The 16,941-nt window shown below is 58.6% G+C and carries 16 protein-coding genes and 1 tRNA gene; 5 read left to right on the top strand and 12 right to left on the bottom strand.

Annotated elements, in window-relative coordinates:
* The 6 genes from ltrA to BUC26_RS13575 form a co-directional block, all read right to left on the bottom strand.
* Window positions 1–937 (bottom strand): group II intron reverse transcriptase/maturase (gene ltrA, locus BUC26_RS13605; RefSeq protein WP_073376915.1); only part of this gene is annotated, 937 nt, incomplete at its 3' end.
* A 974-nt stretch (window positions 938–1,911) separates the two neighbouring features.
* Window positions 1,912–1,987, bottom strand: a tRNA-Asn gene (locus tag BUC26_RS13595).
* Between the two features lie 146 nt (window positions 1,988–2,133).
* Complete coding sequence (locus tag BUC26_RS13590) at window positions 2,134–2,703, bottom strand: manganese efflux pump MntP (protein ID WP_073376911.1); 570 nt, start codon at window positions 2,701–2,703, stop codon at window positions 2,134–2,136.
* 108 nt (window positions 2,704–2,811) lie between these two features.
* Window positions 2,812–3,636, bottom strand: coding sequence for a hypothetical protein (locus tag BUC26_RS13585; protein WP_073376909.1), 825 nt, complete (start codon window positions 3,634–3,636; stop codon window positions 2,812–2,814).
* 140 nt (window positions 3,637–3,776) lie between these two features.
* Window positions 3,777–4,532: an SDR family oxidoreductase gene (locus BUC26_RS13580; RefSeq protein ID WP_073376907.1), complete on the bottom strand. Its 756-nt coding sequence runs from the start codon at window positions 4,530–4,532 to the stop codon at window positions 3,777–3,779.
* A 32-nt stretch (window positions 4,533–4,564) separates the two neighbouring features.
* Window positions 4,565–5,722 carry an aminotransferase class V-fold PLP-dependent enzyme gene (locus tag BUC26_RS13575; RefSeq protein ID WP_073376905.1) on the bottom strand — a complete coding sequence of 386 codons (1,158 nt, stop codon included), beginning with the start codon at window positions 5,720–5,722 and terminating at the stop codon, window positions 4,565–4,567.
* A 344-nt stretch (window positions 5,723–6,066) separates the two neighbouring features.
* Between BUC26_RS13575 and BUC26_RS13570 the strand changes: the two genes are divergently transcribed.
* Window positions 6,067–7,866 carry an AMP-dependent synthetase/ligase gene (locus BUC26_RS13570; protein ID WP_073376903.1) on the top strand — a complete coding sequence of 600 codons (1,800 nt, stop codon included), beginning with the start codon at window positions 6,067–6,069 and terminating at the stop codon, window positions 7,864–7,866.
* A 27-nt stretch (window positions 7,867–7,893) separates the two neighbouring features.
* Here BUC26_RS13570 and BUC26_RS13565 read toward each other — a convergent pair whose 3' ends face one another.
* Entirely contained in the window at window positions 7,894–9,006 is a 1,113-nt protein-coding gene (locus tag BUC26_RS13565) for an NAD(P)/FAD-dependent oxidoreductase (protein WP_073376901.1), read from the bottom strand.
* Window positions 9,003–9,854, bottom strand: a complete 852-nt coding sequence (locus BUC26_RS13560; protein WP_073376899.1) for a rhodanese-like domain-containing protein — start codon at window positions 9,852–9,854, stop codon at window positions 9,003–9,005. Before BUC26_RS13560 ends, BUC26_RS13565 begins: the two co-directional genes overlap by 4 nt.
* A 277-nt stretch (window positions 9,855–10,131) precedes the next feature.
* Between BUC26_RS13560 and BUC26_RS13555 the strand changes: the two genes are divergently transcribed.
* Together BUC26_RS13555 and BUC26_RS13550 are read left to right on the top strand one after the other, a co-directional pair.
* Window positions 10,132–10,965, top strand: a complete 834-nt coding sequence (locus tag BUC26_RS13555; protein WP_073376898.1) for a VanZ family protein — start codon at window positions 10,132–10,134, stop codon at window positions 10,963–10,965.
* Window positions 10,966–11,034: 69 nt separating this feature from the next.
* Window positions 11,035–11,421, top strand: coding sequence for a hypothetical protein (locus tag BUC26_RS13550; RefSeq protein ID WP_073376896.1), 387 nt, complete (start codon window positions 11,035–11,037; stop codon window positions 11,419–11,421).
* Here the strand turns inward: BUC26_RS13550 and BUC26_RS13545 are convergent.
* Window positions 11,375–12,319 carry an AEC family transporter gene (locus BUC26_RS13545; RefSeq protein ID WP_073376894.1) on the bottom strand — a complete coding sequence of 315 codons (945 nt, stop codon included), beginning with the start codon at window positions 12,317–12,319 and terminating at the stop codon, window positions 11,375–11,377. The two genes, BUC26_RS13550 and BUC26_RS13545, sit on opposite strands and share 47 nt — an antisense overlap.
* A gap of 160 nt (window positions 12,320–12,479) precedes the next feature.
* On the opposite strand from BUC26_RS13545, the gene BUC26_RS13540 reads away from it, so the two are divergent.
* Entirely contained in the window at window positions 12,480–13,568 is a 1,089-nt protein-coding gene (locus tag BUC26_RS13540; RefSeq protein WP_073376892.1) for a putative NPN-dependent ornithine cyclodeaminase, read from the top strand.
* Window positions 13,568–14,461, top strand: a complete 894-nt coding sequence (gene rocF, locus BUC26_RS13535) for an arginase (RefSeq protein ID WP_073376890.1) — start codon at window positions 13,568–13,570, stop codon at window positions 14,459–14,461. The genes BUC26_RS13540 and rocF overlap by 1 nt, the downstream gene beginning before the upstream one ends.
* A gap of 3 nt (window positions 14,462–14,464) precedes the next feature.
* Here rocF and BUC26_RS13530 read toward each other — a convergent pair whose 3' ends face one another.
* From BUC26_RS13530 to BUC26_RS13520, 3 genes are all read right to left on the bottom strand, one after another.
* Window positions 14,465–14,842 (bottom strand): hypothetical protein, encoded by a 378-nt coding sequence (locus tag BUC26_RS13530; protein ID WP_073376888.1) that lies wholly within the window; start codon window positions 14,840–14,842, stop codon window positions 14,465–14,467.
* 117 nt (window positions 14,843–14,959) lie between these two features.
* A complete protein-coding gene (locus tag BUC26_RS13525) occupies window positions 14,960–16,294 on the bottom strand; it encodes a TRAP transporter large permease (protein WP_073376886.1) in 1,335 nt (444 codons plus the stop codon).
* Window positions 16,291–16,821: a TRAP transporter small permease subunit gene (locus tag BUC26_RS13520; protein WP_073376884.1), complete on the bottom strand. Its 531-nt coding sequence runs from the start codon at window positions 16,819–16,821 to the stop codon at window positions 16,291–16,293. Before BUC26_RS13520 ends, BUC26_RS13525 begins: the two co-directional genes overlap by 4 nt.
* Window positions 16,822–16,941: the final 120 nt, after the last annotated feature.

The following is a 16,941-nucleotide window of genomic DNA, read 5'->3' as shown; positions in this document are numbered from 1 at the left end:
TCATCCGCCGAAAATCAAAGCCCAGGAAGCTAAACGACTCATCCCGGGTAAGATCAACTATCCGGGTCTTTTCTTGATTCATCTGAACATCCAACTTTTCAAACTCTTCCAAAAGCCGCTTGTGAGCAGCTTCTAACAGCCATTCCCACTTTCTGTAACCATCAACCAAGATTATAAGGTCATCAGCGAAACGCGCATATTCAATATACGTGAACCTACCGTGGCGGGTTACTTCCTTCGCCCGTTCCAGCATCTTGTCCACCTCGTTGAGGTAAATGTTACTGAGCAAAGGCGAGATAACACCACCCTGAGGAACGCCTCGAGAACCACCTGCTTTCAAGATCAACTTCAGTAATCGCATGACATCGTCATCATTAACCCGCTCGGCTACTTTCTTTAAAAGCATGTCATGCCGAACGTTATCAAAATAAGAACTCAAATCCAAATCAATGACGCGAGTCTTGTTCTTTACAACTGCTGCAGCTACACGATCTATGGCAGCATGGGCGGTCCGCTTCGGACGATACCCATATGACCCTTCCTGAAAGTCGGCTTCAAATATAGGCTCCAAAATGAGCTTGAGTGCGCCTTGAACCACGCGGTCGCGAATACTGGGAATGCCAAGGATCCGGACTTTGCCATTATCCTTGGGGATCTCCTTGATCCGGTTGCGCATGGGGCGATATGTTCTGGTGTGCAGTTCACTTTGTATCTGTTCGAGAAAAACTTCTACTCCAGACTTCTCGATGTCAGCAAACGTTACACCATCTATGCCCGGGGCTCCGTTGTTAGCTTTCACCTCGCGATAGGCCCATCGAAGTGCTTCCATCTTACAGAGATGAACATACAGCCCCCAAAACCGCCATGTCTTATCAGACTTCGCCTTCAGGTATATCTTCCTTCTCAAGTCTTGCAGACCAATGGACGATTTTATCATTTCGTCCCTGCCTCCCCGTGTTGTTGGAAGATTATTAACAGTAGGGCTCCTTTGCTCACCAGATATTACCCCGGTTCATCGCTCATACGAACCCCTCCGCCACCCTCTCGCCTTTCAGTTCACTTCCCGCTGTTAACGGTTATAGAACCTACCTTGCTCCAAAGATTTCGCTTTGGGACGAGGAGGGCTTCTCCAGTTGCTCAGTATGTCCTTGCCACCGTGCTATCGCTACCACCCCGCCGGAATGTATCAGCCGTATCGATCAGACTTCGACTGACCATGCTGCCTTCGCCCTACAGTTGGGGGCTCGACTTCCGGGGTTTCTCACTTTCGGGGCCACCTCTACGTTCACTTTCGTTATGGCCCGGTGACTCGCTCACATCACTAAAGATTGCTTTGTCGATAGGCTTCAGCTACTTGGTTTCCCTCATAGCTGCCATCCAAGCTACAGGGCCTCTGATTCTTACCCTGGCAGGACTGACTCCTGCTGAACATACCAGCCTTAGCTGGACACACAACCGGACGTGAACCTCTCAGCTCATCCGGCTCCCATCATCCAGCCTTTGGTCGACAACCCAATTTCCAATACCAAAAGGCAGCAGATCTTCCACTTAACGGCTTGTCCAAATTTCCGGGGCCACCGCTATCAGGCCTTCTACGAACGGAAAAACTCAACCTGGAAAAAGAGCAGGACGAACTTTTACGCAAAATAGAGCGATTCCAGACTGCCAGCCGGTCATATCTCAATGAAGAGATCAAGTTATTCGAAATCGCTCAACGTGCTGTAATACTATACGAAAAACAGAAAGATCAGAAAAAGCCCCGAACTATCAATTTCGTGTATTCAAACTCTATTTGGAAGAATGGCGAGCTTGTGCCGAAATACCGACAAGACATTGATGTTCTAGAGAAAAAACCTTCCCCAGGAAAAAGAAACGGCCCGTCTTCCGAAGAAAACGGGCCGTTTTGAAAACTGGCTCCCCGGGACGGACTCGAACCGCCGACAGGGTGGTTAACAGCCACCTGCTCTACCAACTGAGCTACCGAGGATTATGATCGAGATCTTGTTTCTATGTACCGCAGAATCCGGGACATTACAAGCGGCAATACGCCGAATCCCCCCGATCTCGTAGCGCGAGAATATAGCCTGAGGCCCTGTGGGTGTCAACTTTTTTTTGGCCGGGGCCGGCCGGACATCAGACCGCCCTCAGGACCGTGTGCTCCAACAGGATCTTCAGGCCGATCAGGATCAGTACGATACCGCCGGCGATCTCGATCTTGCCCTCAAAGACATGGCCGACGCGCTGGCCGAGGATGATGCCGAGATAGGAGAGGAGAAAGGTCACCACGCCGATGATCAGGGCCGGCGTCAGGATGGTGATATTGAGCAAGGAGAAGCTGAGGCCGACGGCAAGCGCATCGATGCTGGTGGCAACCGAGAGCAGGAAGAGCCGGCCGCCGGTCATACAGAATTCATCGCAGCGGTCTTCTTCGAGTTGGAAGGATTCGTAGATCATCTTGGCGCCGATCGCCGTCAGCAGGAAAAACGCCAGCCAATGATCGTAAGCGGCGATATAATCACGAAAACCGATGCCGGCCAGCCAGCCGATAACCGGCATGATCCCCTGGAACAAACCGAACGATAGCGCGATGGTGACCGTCTGGCGCAATCCCATGGCGGTAATGGTAACACCACTGGCCACCGAGACCGCGAACGCGTCCATCGCCAGACCAACGGCAATTACCAGGATCGAGAAAAAATCCATCGCGTCGATGACTCCTCACGGCTGCTGGGTTCTCCGCAAACAGACAAGGCGGCATTGCGCCGCCTTGATGCATATCGGTGTTCCCCGTTGGACTGAAACGGGAGGAGATCAGTTTCCGAAGAGCCCTTTCAGAGTATTCAGCGCCTCTTCCATTTGCTGCTGATCTTCCGGAGAAATGTCGCCCTGATCCTGCGGCCCGAGCAATGACTTGTTTTCCTTTTTGAAGGCTTCCGGATCTTTGAGCATGGCCAGGGTCTGCTCGGCCATGATCTGGGCCATCCGATCAGCTTCGGGGTCGGGCTGGGGTTCAATGCTATCCGGGAACTGGAAATGCTTCTCGTCGACAGGATCCTCGCTGATCGCGGTAGCCGTGCTCTTCATCGAAATGCCCATCATGTTCGAATCGGTCAGCAACGGAATGGAGGAGCCGTGAATCGAGTAAACGGTAACTCCCATCATGGTCGACTTGTCGCACGGGTAGCCGAGGATCTCCCGGGCCTTTGGCTCGACGGTACCCTGCATCCCCTGCATCATTGAGGTGCCCATGGTCTCGGCATTCTTTTCGACTGATTTCCGCTCTTCCTCGGAAAGTTTGCTGAACTCCTCGATCATCAGTTTCTGGGGATTGATCGATTTGGTCCCCGTCTGCTCCTGAAGATCAAAGGTGTAGACCCAATCCGAGTCGATAATTTCCACCGTCCTGTTTTTCATGGTCATGCCGAACATCGAGGTGCTGGCGGTGCGATAGGTGGCCGTTCGCCGGCCGTGGTCCTTGATATAGAGCACTTCCTCGCCGGTTTCCATGCCACTCAACTCATAGGTAATGGTGGCTTCAGCAAACGGCAGCTTCATTTCCCAGGGGTTGGCCAGCAATCCGCTTGGCAACAGCAGGACCAGCGCCAACAGGAACAGCACTCCGTGTCCCTTCTTCATGTCTCCTCCCTCGCCGGGCACCCCAAAACCGCACGGCATTATTTCGCATTATCGGAAACGGCCGGATGGAACCGTGTCCTTCTTGACAGGCCTTCCCACCGCTCCTCTATCCGCCTGACAAAACGGTAAGATCCTCAGTTTTACCCATCTCGATGAAGCAGAAACGGCCCGCAGCTCTGGCAGATCGGCATCAGTTCGATACGGTTGATATTGACATGGGCCGGCCGATCCACTGCCCAATAGATCGCCTCGGCAATATCTCTAGCGGCCAGCGGCTGCAGCCCCTGATAGACGGCGTCTGCCTTGCTTTCATCCCCTTTGAACCGGACCTTGGAAAACTCTGTTTCTGCCAGGCCTGGCTCGATGTTGGTGACCCGGACGGCGGTGCCGAGCACATCGGCCTTCAGCCCGTCGCTGAACAGGCTGACAAAAGCCTTGCTGGCACCATAGATGTTGACGCCGGGATAGGCATGATCACCGGCTACCGAGCCGACATTGACGATATGGCCTGCGTTACGCAGAACCATGCTGGGCAGCAACTTTCTCGTCATATAGAGCAGGCCTTTGATATTGGTGTCGACCATGGTCTCCCAATCGTCCAGGTCCGCTTCGTGCGCCTTGCTCATACCGAGCGCCAGCCCGGCGTTGTTGACCAGCACATCGATACGGGCGAAACCGTCCGGTAATCCGTCAATGGCCTGCTCAACCGCCCGGCGATCGCGGACATCAAAGCAAACGATATGGGTCCGTTCCCGACCGAGCCGGTCGGCCAGTTCTTCCAGTCGCTCGGTACGCCGGCCGGTCAAAACCAGTTTCCAGCCTTTGTCGGCAAAGAATTCGGCGCAGGCCCGGCCAAACCCTGCCGTGGCCCCGGTGATCAATATGGTTTTTTCCATGAGGTCCTCCTGTGAGTATCGTTGAACACCGATCAGGTAATGCGGTTGAATGTGTCTGCCGCCTGGACGAGCTGTTCATCGTCGAGATAAAAATGGGGCGCAACCCGCAGATAGCCGGCGCGCTCGGTGACGATAACGGTCTCCCGGACAAGTTTACGCGCCAGTTGAACGGCGTCCCCGTCCACCGCGAGGCTGATGATCCCCGATCGATGGGACCGGTCGAAGAGCAGTGGCCGGTAGCGCTGCCGGTCCAGGCGCTGCAGGAACAGGTCCTGGAGCCGGAAGACCTCGTCGCGGATGGACTCAATCGGGTAACGGCTGAAAATATCCTCGGCGATGACCGCAAAAGCGGCGACGTGGTCCCAGGCAATGGTCGAATATTCGAACAGCCTGCCGTCACCAAACGGATTCCAGCGATGATCGAGATAATCGAATTGCTGCTGCATCATGCCCGGACCGGCCAGTACCGGTGAAATTTTCTCCCGCAGGCGAGGATCGGTATACAGTACCGCGGCACCCTTCGGCCCCATCAGCCACTTCCAGCCCGAGGCGGCAACCGCAGCGATGTTCCAGGACTCCGGGTAAATCGGCAGACAACCAAGACTCTGGGCGGCATCGACGATCAGATCGATGCCGCGCTCCCGGCAGAACGCACCGAGCTCCTGCAGATCGGCGGCAAACCCGCTGGCAAACTGGACGTGGCTGACGGCCACGACCCGGGTGCGGGGACCACAAACCTTCTCCAGGTCGGCGAGCAGCCAGCCGGTCGGCCGGCCGACCGGCTCGAACCCCTCGACCGGACAGCGATCCGGCAGCAGAATCAATTCAACGCCGCGTCGCTGCTGCAGCGCCCAGGGATAGTGATTACTTGGATATTCGTGGATGTAGCTGACAATCTGGTCGCCCGGCTGAAACGGATAACCGTTGGCCACCTGGCAGAGCGCCTCGGCCGTGGAATGGACAAACGAGATATTTTCTGCCGTGGTACCGAGCAACGAGCCGATACCGTTGCGAAAACGCGGCAGTAAGTCACCGAAGGAGGCCAGCGCGGTCACACCGCTTTCCACCAGACTCTGCTGGAAACCGGCGGCAGCCGAAGCGGCCGCGACATAGAGCGGAGAAACCGCACAATGGCTGAGAAAACAGTACCGCTCCTTGACGGGAAAAAGCGTCACATCCTTTTCAAACATGATCCCTCCAGGCCGAACCGGGGGTGGCGCAGCCACCATCGACAACAAGAATCGACTCTGCCGCGCCGACGATACTTCATCGCATTGTCTGTCATTGTAAAACAAAATCCTTTGAAAACAATCAGGCAACGTGAAATAATAGTGTTGATACTTATATTATCTGTTAGATAAGAGTTGGCGGCCCAGCAACACTGCTCCCCTGAGCCGCCGCGGAAATGACGTTCAGGAAATCAGAAAAGCGGACGACCCGGTTCGGAGCTTTTCTCGTGCATATATCATCTCCTGCCCGCTCCCAGCCGGTGCGTCCGCGGCGAAACTAACCAAAATCGCTCAGGAGGACCACCATGCCCCGCCCCCCCGACATCATCGACACACCGTCTCTGAGCATCCCGGGCCTGTTCCGGGAACGTGTTCGCCGTTCGCCTGAAGCTCCGGCCTACCAGTTTTTCGATACGCACGACAACAACTGGCACCACCTCAGTTGGGCGGAGACAGAAGCCAGGGTGGCCCGGTGGCGCGCCGGACTACTTGCTGAAACGCTGGACCGGGGCGACCGGGTGGCGGTTTTGCTGCCCAACGGCATCAACTGGGTCTGTTTCGACTTGGCGGCCCTGTCGCTCGGACTGATCGTCGTGCCGCTTTATGCCAACGATCGGCCGGATAACATCGCCTATATCGTCGATCAGACCGAGGCCAAAGTGCTGCTCTGCCCCGGTCCCTTCTACCGGGAGAAAATCAGCTCGCTGACCACCGCCCTGCCCATGCTGCAGCGCATTATCACCATCGACGACGAGCAAGCAGACGGAGCAGATAGCGGTGCGGAACGGATCGTCGCCCTCGCCGACTGGCTGCCGGACGAGGGCCGGGAAGCGGGCGAACTGCCGACCGATGAGGAACTGGCTACCATCGTCTACACCTCCGGTACCACCGGCCGGCCGAAAGGGGTCATGCTCAGTCATCGCAACATCGTCGGCAATGCTGCCGCCGGGCTCTCCTGCATTCCGGTATACCCCGACGACCTGTTGCTCTCGTTTCTGCCATTGTCCCACATGCTCGAACGTACGGCCGGCTATTATCTGCCGATGATGGCCGGGGCGACGGTGGCCTACGCCCGATCAATCCAGCAGCTTTCCGATGATCTGGCCGAAGTCAGGCCGACAGTGCTGGTCGCAGTACCGAAAATTTTCGAGAAACTGCACAGCAGGGTACGCATCAAGATCTCCCAGGAATCAGCCCTGAAACAGAAATTGTTCACGCTTGCCGCCGATATCGGCTGGCGTCGCTACCTGCACAGCCAGCACCGGGCCCACTGGTCACCCGAATTCCTGCTGCAGCCAGTGCTCGACAGGCTCGTCGGCGCCAAGGTCCGGGAGCGGCTCGGCGGCCGGCTGCGCATCGTCATTAGCGGTGGCGCTGCCCTCTCGTTCGAGGTGGCACGCACCTTGATCGGTCTGGGAATCAAGATTTATCAGGGCTACGGCCTGACAGAAACGAGCCCGATCATCAGTGTCAACCGGTTGGAAGACAATCGCCCCGAAGGAGTCGGCCCGTTGCTGCCGGGTATTGCCGCCAAAAACGTTGAGTACGACGAACTGCTCGTCCGTGGCAGCAACGTCATGCTCGGCTACTGGCGCAATCCGGAAGCGACCGCCGCCGTAATCGACGCTGACGGCTGGCTGCATACCGGCGATACGGCCCGGATCGAAGATGGTCACCTGCGGATCACCGGCAGGTTGAAAGAGATCCTCGTACTGAGCAACGGTGAGAAGGTCTCGCCGACCGATGTCGAAACGGCCATCGCCGCCGACCCGCTGTTCGAACAAAACCTGGTGATCGGCGAGGGACGCCCTTATCTGACGGTGCTGGCCGTCCTCAACCCGGAGATCTGGAAACAGGTTGCCGCCCAGATCGGTATCCCCGATGACGAAACGTCGCTGACCGACCAGACCGTCCGGGCCATGTTGCTGCGCCGTATCGAGGGGTGCCTGAAACACTTCCCCGGTTTCGCCTGGATCAAGGACATCCACCTGACCCTGCGGCCGTGGACCATAGAACAGGGCTTATTGACTCCGACCATGAAGCTGCGCCGGAAAAACATCATGTCGGCCTTCCACGACGAGGTCGAGCGCCTCTACCAGGCGTGAGCAGGCGGACCGGCCAGTCACGGAATCCTATTCGAAACGCTGGAACTCCCGCATGAATCGGCGGTCGATCCGGTCTTTGATCCAGAAGGCCAGGCGACCGCCGAAGAGCACCGACCATTTGTAGAAAATCCCGGTTCCGTCACCGAGATTGAAGATCAGCAGATAGCTGCCGCCCGGCTTGAACGTTTGCAGCGGTCCACCGTACAGCGCGGCCATCAGGTTGTCGCGCAGCACCGGGTTCTGGCGCACCGCGTAGACCCCCACCTTATCGAGCGACTGCCCCTGAAATGAAATGCAATCGCCGCCGCCGAAGATCGTCTCGTAACCGGTACTCTGCAGGGAGGAATTGACGAGCATGCCGCCGTCCGGCCCGACCGGCAGCCCCGACTCGGCGAACAGCGGGGCAGGCCGCACTCCGACAGCGACAAAGATGATATCGCAGGGATGGACCACGCCGGAATCGTCTTCAATCCGGCCGGCCCGGATAGCGCTGACCCGTTGCCCGGCCGCGATGGTAATGCCCCGCCGGCGCAGGGACTCCTCTGCCCGACGGCGCACCCCGGCTGGATGGTGGGGCAACAGACCACTGCCGGCAAACACCGTTATCGACAGCGGCTGCATGCCGGGTTGCCGACCGATGCTCCAGATATTGCCGGCGATCTCCACCGCCGACGGGCCGCCGCCGACAACGCCGATATGGATCGCTCGTTGCGAGCCGAGCTCGACGATCCGCCGCCGGGCGGCCTGCAACCGCTCGATGGGCTTGACCAGAAAAATATCGTCCAGGGGCCCGTCGACCATACCGCCCGGCACCTGGCTGCCGAGGTTGCAGGATAATACATCGTAGGCGATCGATTCGCCGGAATCCAACAGGACCTGGCGCCGCTCCGGATCGATGCCGGTGACCATGGCCCGGACAAAGGTGCCGCCAAGCTTTTCGGTGAGAGCCCTGGTGGCAAAGCGTATCTCTTCGGGCCGATAGGTGCCGCCCAGCATACCGGGACCCATCCCGGAGTAGTAGTGATACTCAGACGGCCCGATTACCGTCACCTCGCAGCCCCGATCGAGAAAGTCGCCGAGACCGGCCAGGGTCATCATGTGCGCATGACCGCCGCCGGCTATGACCAGACGCTTATTCATGCCCCCTCCCCGCTGCCGGTCTGTTCGGCGAATAACTCGCCGAGTTGTCTGAGATGCTGACGCTCTTCGCCGGCAATGGTCGACAGTGCTTCTTTCATCTCCGAGGTGGCGGCACGGTCGGCCGCCCGCTGATACAGATCAAGGGCCTGCGCCTCGATGGCCATGGCCAGCGACAGGACGTCGCCGACGTCCTGCAGATCAGGCTGATACAGGTCGAGATACTGCCCGGTGGTCAGGCCGCCTTCCAGCGTGTCGCCGAGGTCTCGCCCGGCAATGCTTTCCTCATCGTCTCCACCGCCCCGGGCCTGCCGGTAGTAGTCGACAATACGCTGCTGGTGTTTGGCCTCGATGGCCGCCAGCCGCTGAAACATCTCCCTGACGTCCTGGCGATCAACCTGCCCGGCCAGCGATTCATAAAATTCCAGCAAGGCCGTCTCCAGGCCATAGGCGACGGACAATACCTCGGTCAGTGCCTCGTTCCCGGAAAACAGCTCGAGCCCGCTGTCTTCCGGTCCGACTGCCGTTTTGCTTCGCCAGGCCTTGATGCCGCCGGACATGTTGATCACCTTTGAAAACCCTTTGCCGGCAAGCATCTGCGCGGCGACACGGCTCCGGCCGCCGATCGCGCAATAGACCAGGGTCGGCTTGTCGGGATCGAGATCGCCGCTGCTCTCGCCCAGGTCGGCAACCGGCATCAAGCGCGCCCCGGGAAGATGGCTTGCTCGATATTCAGCCGGCTGTCGGACGTCGATCAGCTGGAAGCCCTCGTCACCCAGTTCCTCAATGTACGCCTTTGCCTCAGAAGCATTCATCGACCGCACCGGGGTAAAAAATTGTCTCCAACCCATGGATTCCCTCCCTTCATCGATATGGCTGCGGCTGATACGAAGCCGCGATGATTTTGTGATTTTGTGTATCTACACAATTATAGCGAAAAATCGCCCGCTCGTCAGCCCTGTCGGTCAAAATTTCTGCTCCATGTGCCCGTAGGTCCCGCAATGGTTGCGATTTGCCGCCAATAGGGTTGTCTTGACGATCGCAACCGGCTATTTTGGTCAAAAGCGGTGCAGGATCACCAGTGCCCGGCGCCCCTTCTCCGATCCCGGATTTAAGCATTGATAAGCGATGTCACGCCAACACAAGGCCACCGCAAAAACCGTTTCCGGCTACCTGCTGAGCCTGCTGCTCGTCCCCGTCTATGTCAGCATGTTCCCGGTCTGGCAGTTGGTCAACGCGCACCTGCCGGAGAAGACAATCGCCGGCCTGCCGGTCGCGTTGACCCTGGCGATCCTGCTTGCTCTCTGCCTCTTTTTCTCCAGGCGTCGCGAGCGTGCCTCGCTCGGCAGAGCAGCGCTGTTGACCGGCATCGGCCTGTGTTGTATCGCACTGCTGCTGCCCGAAGCACATCTGCCGGCAAAAAAAATCCACGTCATCGAATACATGTTTCTCTCCCTGGTCGTTCGTTTTGCCATGGCGCCGCGCCTGCAGGGGCATGCGCTGCTGGTCTGCTCGGCCTGTTTCACAACACTGCTCGGCATCCATGACGAGTTTTTGCAGGGGCTGCACCCGGCGCGGACCTATGGACTCAGCGACATGCTGGTCAACACGCTGAGCGGCTGCGGCGGCAGCCTGATCTGGCATGCCTGCGCATTGTTCCAACGGCCGGCCGGCCCCGAGCGGTCAAACCCGATAGTCGCCGGCTCCGGACTGATACCACTCTATCTCCTCTGGCTGCTGGCCGGCGTCCTGGCCCTGGTGGTCCCGGCATCCTGGTATCGTAATGCGGTCATTCCCCTGTGGACCATGCTGCCGCTGATTGGCGCGGTTGGTGGTGCCGGCCTCTGGCTGCACCGTTTTCCCCCGGCCTGGCGACACGGCATCGTCGCCGCCGGCAGCATTTCACTGCCGCTGAATCTCTACCCGCTTTTAACCAATGGCGGCACGTTTCATTTCTATTAACCCGACCGGACCGGACAAAGTCCGCCGGCCGGTCCCGATCGTGATCAGACTCGTTCCGCAGGAGTGCCGGTGAGCGCCAACGGTAATAAATGGATCGACAGGGTGATCGTCATCATCTGTGTCGTCTCGTTCGGATCCTGGTTGGTCGGCCTGGCCGGCTCTCCACTGTTCCACCCGGACCGGCACGCACCCCCCCGATCCGGCGACCAGGACCCGGCCGAACTTGCGCTGGCACAGGCCTACTGGAATCGCTATCCCGATGTTTCCGGCCACTCCTACTTCGGGGAAAACGGCGTCCTTGGCACTAATGGCGCACGCACCCATTACCTGCTCCATGGCAAAGCGGAAGGACGACGTTGGGGACCTGGCCCGACCGAGGAAATCAGGAGCGGAGAGGTTCTCCCCTCGTTTACAGACCGCTGTAACGAAGAAAAAACAGGGCGGCCGAATAGGTGAACACGGACAGCAGCGTCGAGAGCATGATGATCGAGCCGGACAATTCGGCATCCGACTTGAGTTGCTGGGCCATGATATAGGCGGCGGTCGCTGTCGGACTGGCCGCCAGGACCACCCCGACGCCGAGTTCCATTCCCCGGATGCCGAGCAACAGCAGGATGAAGGCCGTCAACAACGGCATCCAGACTATTTTAATGCCGCTGGCCAGCACCGCCTTGACGACTTCCCCGCGCAGATTTCGTGGAGAAAAGGAGGCCCCGATCGAGATCAGGGCGAGCGGCAGCGACATGCCGGTCAGGATATCGAGTGCCCGATCGACGACCTGCGGCAACGGCAGATTGAAAAAACTCCAGATGATGCCGACAAATGAAGCGATAATGAGCGGATTGAAGACGAATTGCGATGCCCAGAAGGCCTTGCTGAAACTGTGGTTTGTCTGTCGTTGCGGCAACAGGAGCGACAATACGGCCAAGGCGTTGAGCAGCGGTACCAGGAAGCCGACCAGGATACCGGCAATGGCAAAGCCTTCGACACCATACGCATTAAAGGCGATCGCCAGCCCGACATAGGCGAGATTGCCGCGAAAGGCTCCTTGAGTAAAGGCGCCGCGGGCCTCCGGCGAGTATCCCCGCAAGACTGTGTAGCCGTAGCTGCACAGGAACACGGTGCAGATCGAGACGACCATGCCGAGCAGCAGGCGGGGGTCGAAACTGGCGGAAAAGTCGGCCGTGGCGATTTTATAGAAGAGCAGCGCCGGCAGCGCGACATAATAGATCAGGCGATTGAGCCGGAACAGGAACTCGGCATCGACGAGGCCGGAACCTTTCAGGGAAAAGCCGAGACCGACCACCAGAAATACCGGCAGTACGATCAACAGGATATCGATCAACAGGTGCATGGGCTCTCCACTGCTGCTTGTTTCGTTTTCGACCAACCGGGGGCCGGCACGCGCACCACCCACTCCTTCGTTTATTCCACCGCTTCTGCTTTGTCAATTACCGGGAAATAGCGTATGATCATTTCGACCATCCACGACCTACCTGCCCACGGAGGTACCAATGGACCCGCTCATGGTTTACCAGCCGCCACCGTTTGACAGGCCGCCGTTGTGCGACAGCCCCTGTGCCCGGCTCGTCCCGGCTCCCGCCGACGGCATCGCCCCTGAGCTGTTTCACGCCACCTCGAACTTTCCCGAATACGTCAACCTCGCCGGTTACGGCTGGACCCTAGCCCCGGAAAGCCGGATGGATGCAGTGATCGTGGTCAGCGAGGGAAGTCTCGCGGTAACCGAGCCGCGCCGGTTGCGTGCCGGCGACCTGGTGGTCGTCGGACGCAGTGAGAACGGCGAGGAAGGGATTTTCGTCCACCCGGATGGGTTCAGCCGGCACCACGCTTCTGCAGACAAGTTCATTTTCCGTTCCCGCGGCACCAGGGAAACCCCTTTTTCCCGCTCCTACGACGATCTCTACCGGATCCTGCGCCACGACCGGGAGCACGGCTCCATCGTCTGGGTTCTCGGGCCGGCCGTCTCCTTTGACAAGGACAGCCGCAACGCCATGCAGGGATTGATCGAAAACGGTTACTGCCACGCGCTGTTGGCCGGCAACGCACTGGCCACCCACGATCTCGAGGCGGCCCGCTTCGGCACCGGACTCGGCCAGGACATCTACAACCAGCAACTCGTCCCGCTCGGCCACTACCACCATCTCGACGTCATCAGCGCCGCCCGGGCCGCCGGCTCGATCAAGGCCTACCTGCACCAGGCCGGCCTCACCGACGGCATCATGCACGCCTGTGAGAAACATGCCATTCCCTACGTCCTTGCCGGTTCCATTCGTGACGACGGCCCCCTGCCCGGGGTCATCGGCGATGCCTACGCTGCCCAGGACGCCATGCGACAGCATGCCCGCCGGGCGACCACGGTGATCGCCATGGCCACCCAACTCCATGCCATCGCCTTCGGCAACATGGTGCCGAGCTATCGCGTGGAGGCGGATGGCACCGTACGCCCGGTCTTCTTCTTTATCGTCGACATGTCCGAATTCAGCGCCGACAAACTGGCCAACCGCGGTTCGGCACAGGCCCAGGCTATCTTGACCAATGCCCAGGATTTCATCGTCAATCTCTGGAATAACCTGCAAACCTGATGGAGAAGCGGACCGTCAGAATTATCGGCATCCCGATCGATCTTGGCCAGCAGCACCGCGGCGTCGACATCGGGCCGGTGGCCATTCGCTATGCCGGCCTGGCCGGCGCGCTGCGCAATCTCGGATACCGAACCGAGGATCTGGGCAATATCGATGTACCCGGCCACTACACGCTGGTCGGCACCAGTTACGCCGAACGGCTGCCGCTGATCCGCGCGGCCTGCGAAACGACCTATGGGCTGGCCCGTGACGCTATCCGGGACGGAACCGTCCCGATCTTTCTCGGCGGCGATCACTCGGCCGCCATCGGCAGTATCGGCGGCGTCACCCATGATGCGGCCTGCGGCATCGTCTGGATCGACGCCCACGGCGATTTCAATACCCCGGAAACCTCCCAGAGCTGCAATATCCATGGCATGGCCCTGGCTATCCTGCTTGGCCGGGGGCCCCGCGAACTGGTCGATGTCGGCCGGCTCGGCGCCAAGCTGAAGGCCGACCAGGTCGTGCTGATCGGCGTCCGCGATCTCGACCGGCGGGAGCGAGAGCACATTCGCGAATCGGGCTGCATCATCTTCACGATGCGCGATATCGACGAAATTGGTATGCACGGTGTTTTGCAGAAGACGATGAAGATCCTGTCCCGTTTCGAGAGGATCCATATCAGTCTGGACATGGACGGCCTGGACGCCAACGAGGCGCCGGGGGTCGGCACGCCGGTACCGGGGGGATTAACCTACCGGGAAGCCCAGTTGCTGATGGAAACCATTTGCGATACCGGCAGGCTGAATTCTCTCGATATCATGGAGACTAACCCGATCCTGGACATCAGCAACCGGACCGCGCAGACAGCCGTCTCGCTGGCCTCATCCCTGTTCGGCAAGCGGATCTTGTGACCGTTAATCGTGGACGTAGAGTTCGTCTATCTCGTCCCAGGCCTCGGGCACCCCGCGACGCAGTTCGGCAAGCTCTCGAAAGTAAAAGACCAGTACCGAAATTTGCTGCAGCTTGATGTCGAGCACGCCCTCGCCCGGTGCCGGCGGCGGATCGACCTGATCATCCGGCAGTGCCGCGAGTCGCTCGATCTCCTGGGCCAGCTCGCTTGTCGTATAGGACAGGAAGGTGTCGAGACCGCCGCCGACCGGCGGCGCGTAATTGAGGCCCTTGAGGCGGGCCGCGGTCTCGGCGATGTTCTGCGGATCATCGATACCGGTCATTCCCCGGACTTCGGCAACCAGCTGCTGCACTTTCTCGGTAAACTCCTGCTTGGTCAGCATTGATGTTCTCCTTCTCTCGAATCTCTGAAAAAAACACAGTGGCGCACAAACACACCTCCATTCATGATATCATCATGGAAGGAGGCGGTGTCAACCGAGATGGAGGCAAAACGGGAATCAGTGGAATCCGTAAAAGTCCGGAAAGATAACGATCGAGCAGAGAACGATGACCTGGATGGTGATAAACGGGATGACGCCGCGATAGAGATCGACGGTTTGCACCTCGGGGGGACAGACCCCCTTGAGATAAAACAGGGAAAAACCGAACGGCGGGGTCAAAAACGAGGTCTGCAGGTTCATCGCGATCAGGATCGCGAACCAGAGCGGATTGATGCCGATAATATCGGCGATCGGCAACAGGATCGGCACGACGATATACGATATTTCGATGAAATCGATAAAGAACCCGAGGGCCATGATGACCAGCATCGACAGGATCAGAAACGTCCATTTCTGGCCGGGCAGATTGGTCAGCATATCCTCGACCAGATAATCGGCACCGGTGTAGACGAAAACCATCGAAAACGCGGTCGCGCCGATCAGGATGGCAAACACCATCGCGGTAATTTTCACCGTCTCCAAGGCCGATTCCTCTACTACCTGCCAGCTCAGCTTGCGATACAGCGCAGCCAGTACGACGGCGCCGACACAACCAACCGCGGCCGACTCGGTCGGCGTGGCAATACCGCCAAAAATCGAACCGAGCACCATGACGATCAGGGTCAACGGCGGGACAATGGCAAACAATGCCCGTGCCAGGCTCTGCCGCCGCGTCAGATCTTCATCGATCGGCATCGCCGGCGCCACTCGTCGGTGGATAACGGAGATAATGAGAATATACGTGATATAACAGCCCACCAGGATGAGCCCCGGCCCGACCGCTGCACGAAACAGGTCGCCGACAGGCTGCTGGAACACATCGCCGAGAATGATCAGCACGATGGATGGCGGGATGATCTGTCCCAAAGTGCCCGAGGCACAGATCGTCCCGGTGGCCAATCGTTTCGAGTAGCCGTATTTGAGCATCACCGGCAGCGAGATGACCCCCATCGCCACCACCGAAGCGCCGACCACTCCGGTTGAAGCGGCAAGCAGCGTTCCGACCAGCACGGTGCTGACCGCCAGCCCACCGCGCACCCTGCCGAACAGGCTGCCCATCGCCTCCAGCAGCCGCTCGGCCAGATCGGAGCGCTGCAGCAGGATGCCCATGAAGATAAACAACGGTACGGCCATCAGAATGGTGTTTTTCATGATGGCGTAAATGCGAAACGGCATCATCGAGAACATCTGGAAAAACTCGCCGGCGATCAGGGCCGGCGACAGATCTCCTTGCAGGTAGACGACGGCGGCGATGATACCGAAAAAAATCGACACCGACCCGAAGGTAAAAGCGACCGGATAGCCGACGACGAGCATCGCCAGGGCGGCGCAGAACATGACGAGACCGGTCATCGCTTGCCCTCCGCCCGCCTATCCGTACCGGCGGTACGCAGTAAATTGATTTGCTTGACCGTATACCCCAGCGAGCAGAAGATCAGGTAACCGAACGACAACGGGATCATCGCCTTGATCAGCCAGCGGTACGGCAAACCGCCTGGATCTTCGGAAATCTCCTGGATCTGGTAAGAGTCGACAACGTAATCAAGCGAGCCGAACAAGACGAGCAGGGCCAGCGGTACGAGAAATAAGACGGTGCCGACGATATTGATGAGTGCTTTGCGACGAATGGAGAATCGGTCATAGAGGAAATCGACACGGACGTGACCTTCGTCGAGCAAGGCGACGGATATGCCGAAGAGAAACATGACGGAAAACAAATGCCACTCCATCTCCTGCATTGCCACTGAGCTGTTATGCAGAAAATAGCGCATGACCACATCATAGAAGACGTTGATCACCATCAATAACAACAGAACCGCCAGGATCTTGCCGGTAAAGCGGTTCAGACGCATGAAGGCCCGTTCGATTTTCACCAACATCAGCTGATTCCACGGGTTCTTCGCAACAACCCTGCCTCCTATAAACGATGTTTACCTGATCGTAGTGCCCGCGACAACGAGCGATGACAAAAAAGGCCCGGACCGCGTGAACGGTCCGGG

Origin of the sequence: Desulfofustis glycolicus DSM 9705 (assembly GCF_900130015.1) — a bacterium.
GTDB classification, from domain to species: domain Bacteria; phylum Desulfobacterota; class Desulfobulbia; order Desulfobulbales; family Desulfocapsaceae; genus Desulfofustis; species Desulfofustis glycolicus.
Note: the sequence above shows the minus strand (reverse complement) of the source record. Positions and strands in the feature narration are given on the sequence as shown.

Bases quoted from the DNA above. Each gene is read 5' to 3' on its own strand.
- BUC26_RS13590 (WP_073376911.1), bottom strand. From the start codon at position 2,703: ATGGATTTTTTCTCGATCCTGGTAATTGCCGTTGGTCTGGCGATGGAC.
- BUC26_RS13570 (WP_073376903.1), top strand. From the start codon at position 6,067: ATGCCCCGCCCCCCCGACATCATCGACACACCGTCTCTGAGCATCCCG.
- BUC26_RS13575 (WP_073376905.1), bottom strand. From the start codon at position 5,722: ATGTTTGAAAAGGATGTGACGCTTTTTCCCGTCAAGGAGCGGTACTGT.
- BUC26_RS13525 (WP_073376886.1), bottom strand. From the start codon at position 16,294: ATGACCGGTCTCGTCATGTTCTGCGCCGCCCTGGCGATGCTCGTCGTC.
- BUC26_RS13565 (WP_073376901.1), bottom strand. From the start codon at position 9,006: ATGAATAAGCGTCTGGTCATAGCCGGCGGCGGTCATGCGCACATGATG.
- BUC26_RS13555 (WP_073376898.1), top strand. From the start codon at position 10,132: ATGTCACGCCAACACAAGGCCACCGCAAAAACCGTTTCCGGCTACCTG.
- BUC26_RS13585 (WP_073376909.1), bottom strand. From the start codon at position 3,636: ATGAAGAAGGGACACGGAGTGCTGTTCCTGTTGGCGCTGGTCCTGCTG.
- BUC26_RS13520 (WP_073376884.1), bottom strand. From the start codon at position 16,821: ATGTTGGTGAAAATCGAACGGGCCTTCATGCGTCTGAACCGCTTTACC.
- BUC26_RS13560 (WP_073376899.1), bottom strand. From the start codon at position 9,854: ATGGGTTGGAGACAATTTTTTACCCCGGTGCGGTCGATGAATGCTTCT.
- rocF (WP_073376890.1), top strand. From the start codon at position 13,568: ATGGAGAAGCGGACCGTCAGAATTATCGGCATCCCGATCGATCTTGGC.
- BUC26_RS13540 (WP_073376892.1), top strand. From the start codon at position 12,480: ATGGACCCGCTCATGGTTTACCAGCCGCCACCGTTTGACAGGCCGCCG.
- BUC26_RS13530 (WP_073376888.1), bottom strand. From the start codon at position 14,842: ATGCTGACCAAGCAGGAGTTTACCGAGAAAGTGCAGCAGCTGGTTGCC.
- BUC26_RS13545 (WP_073376894.1), bottom strand. From the start codon at position 12,319: ATGCACCTGTTGATCGATATCCTGTTGATCGTACTGCCGGTATTTCTG.
- BUC26_RS13580 (WP_073376907.1), bottom strand. From the start codon at position 4,532: ATGGAAAAAACCATATTGATCACCGGGGCCACGGCAGGGTTTGGCCGG.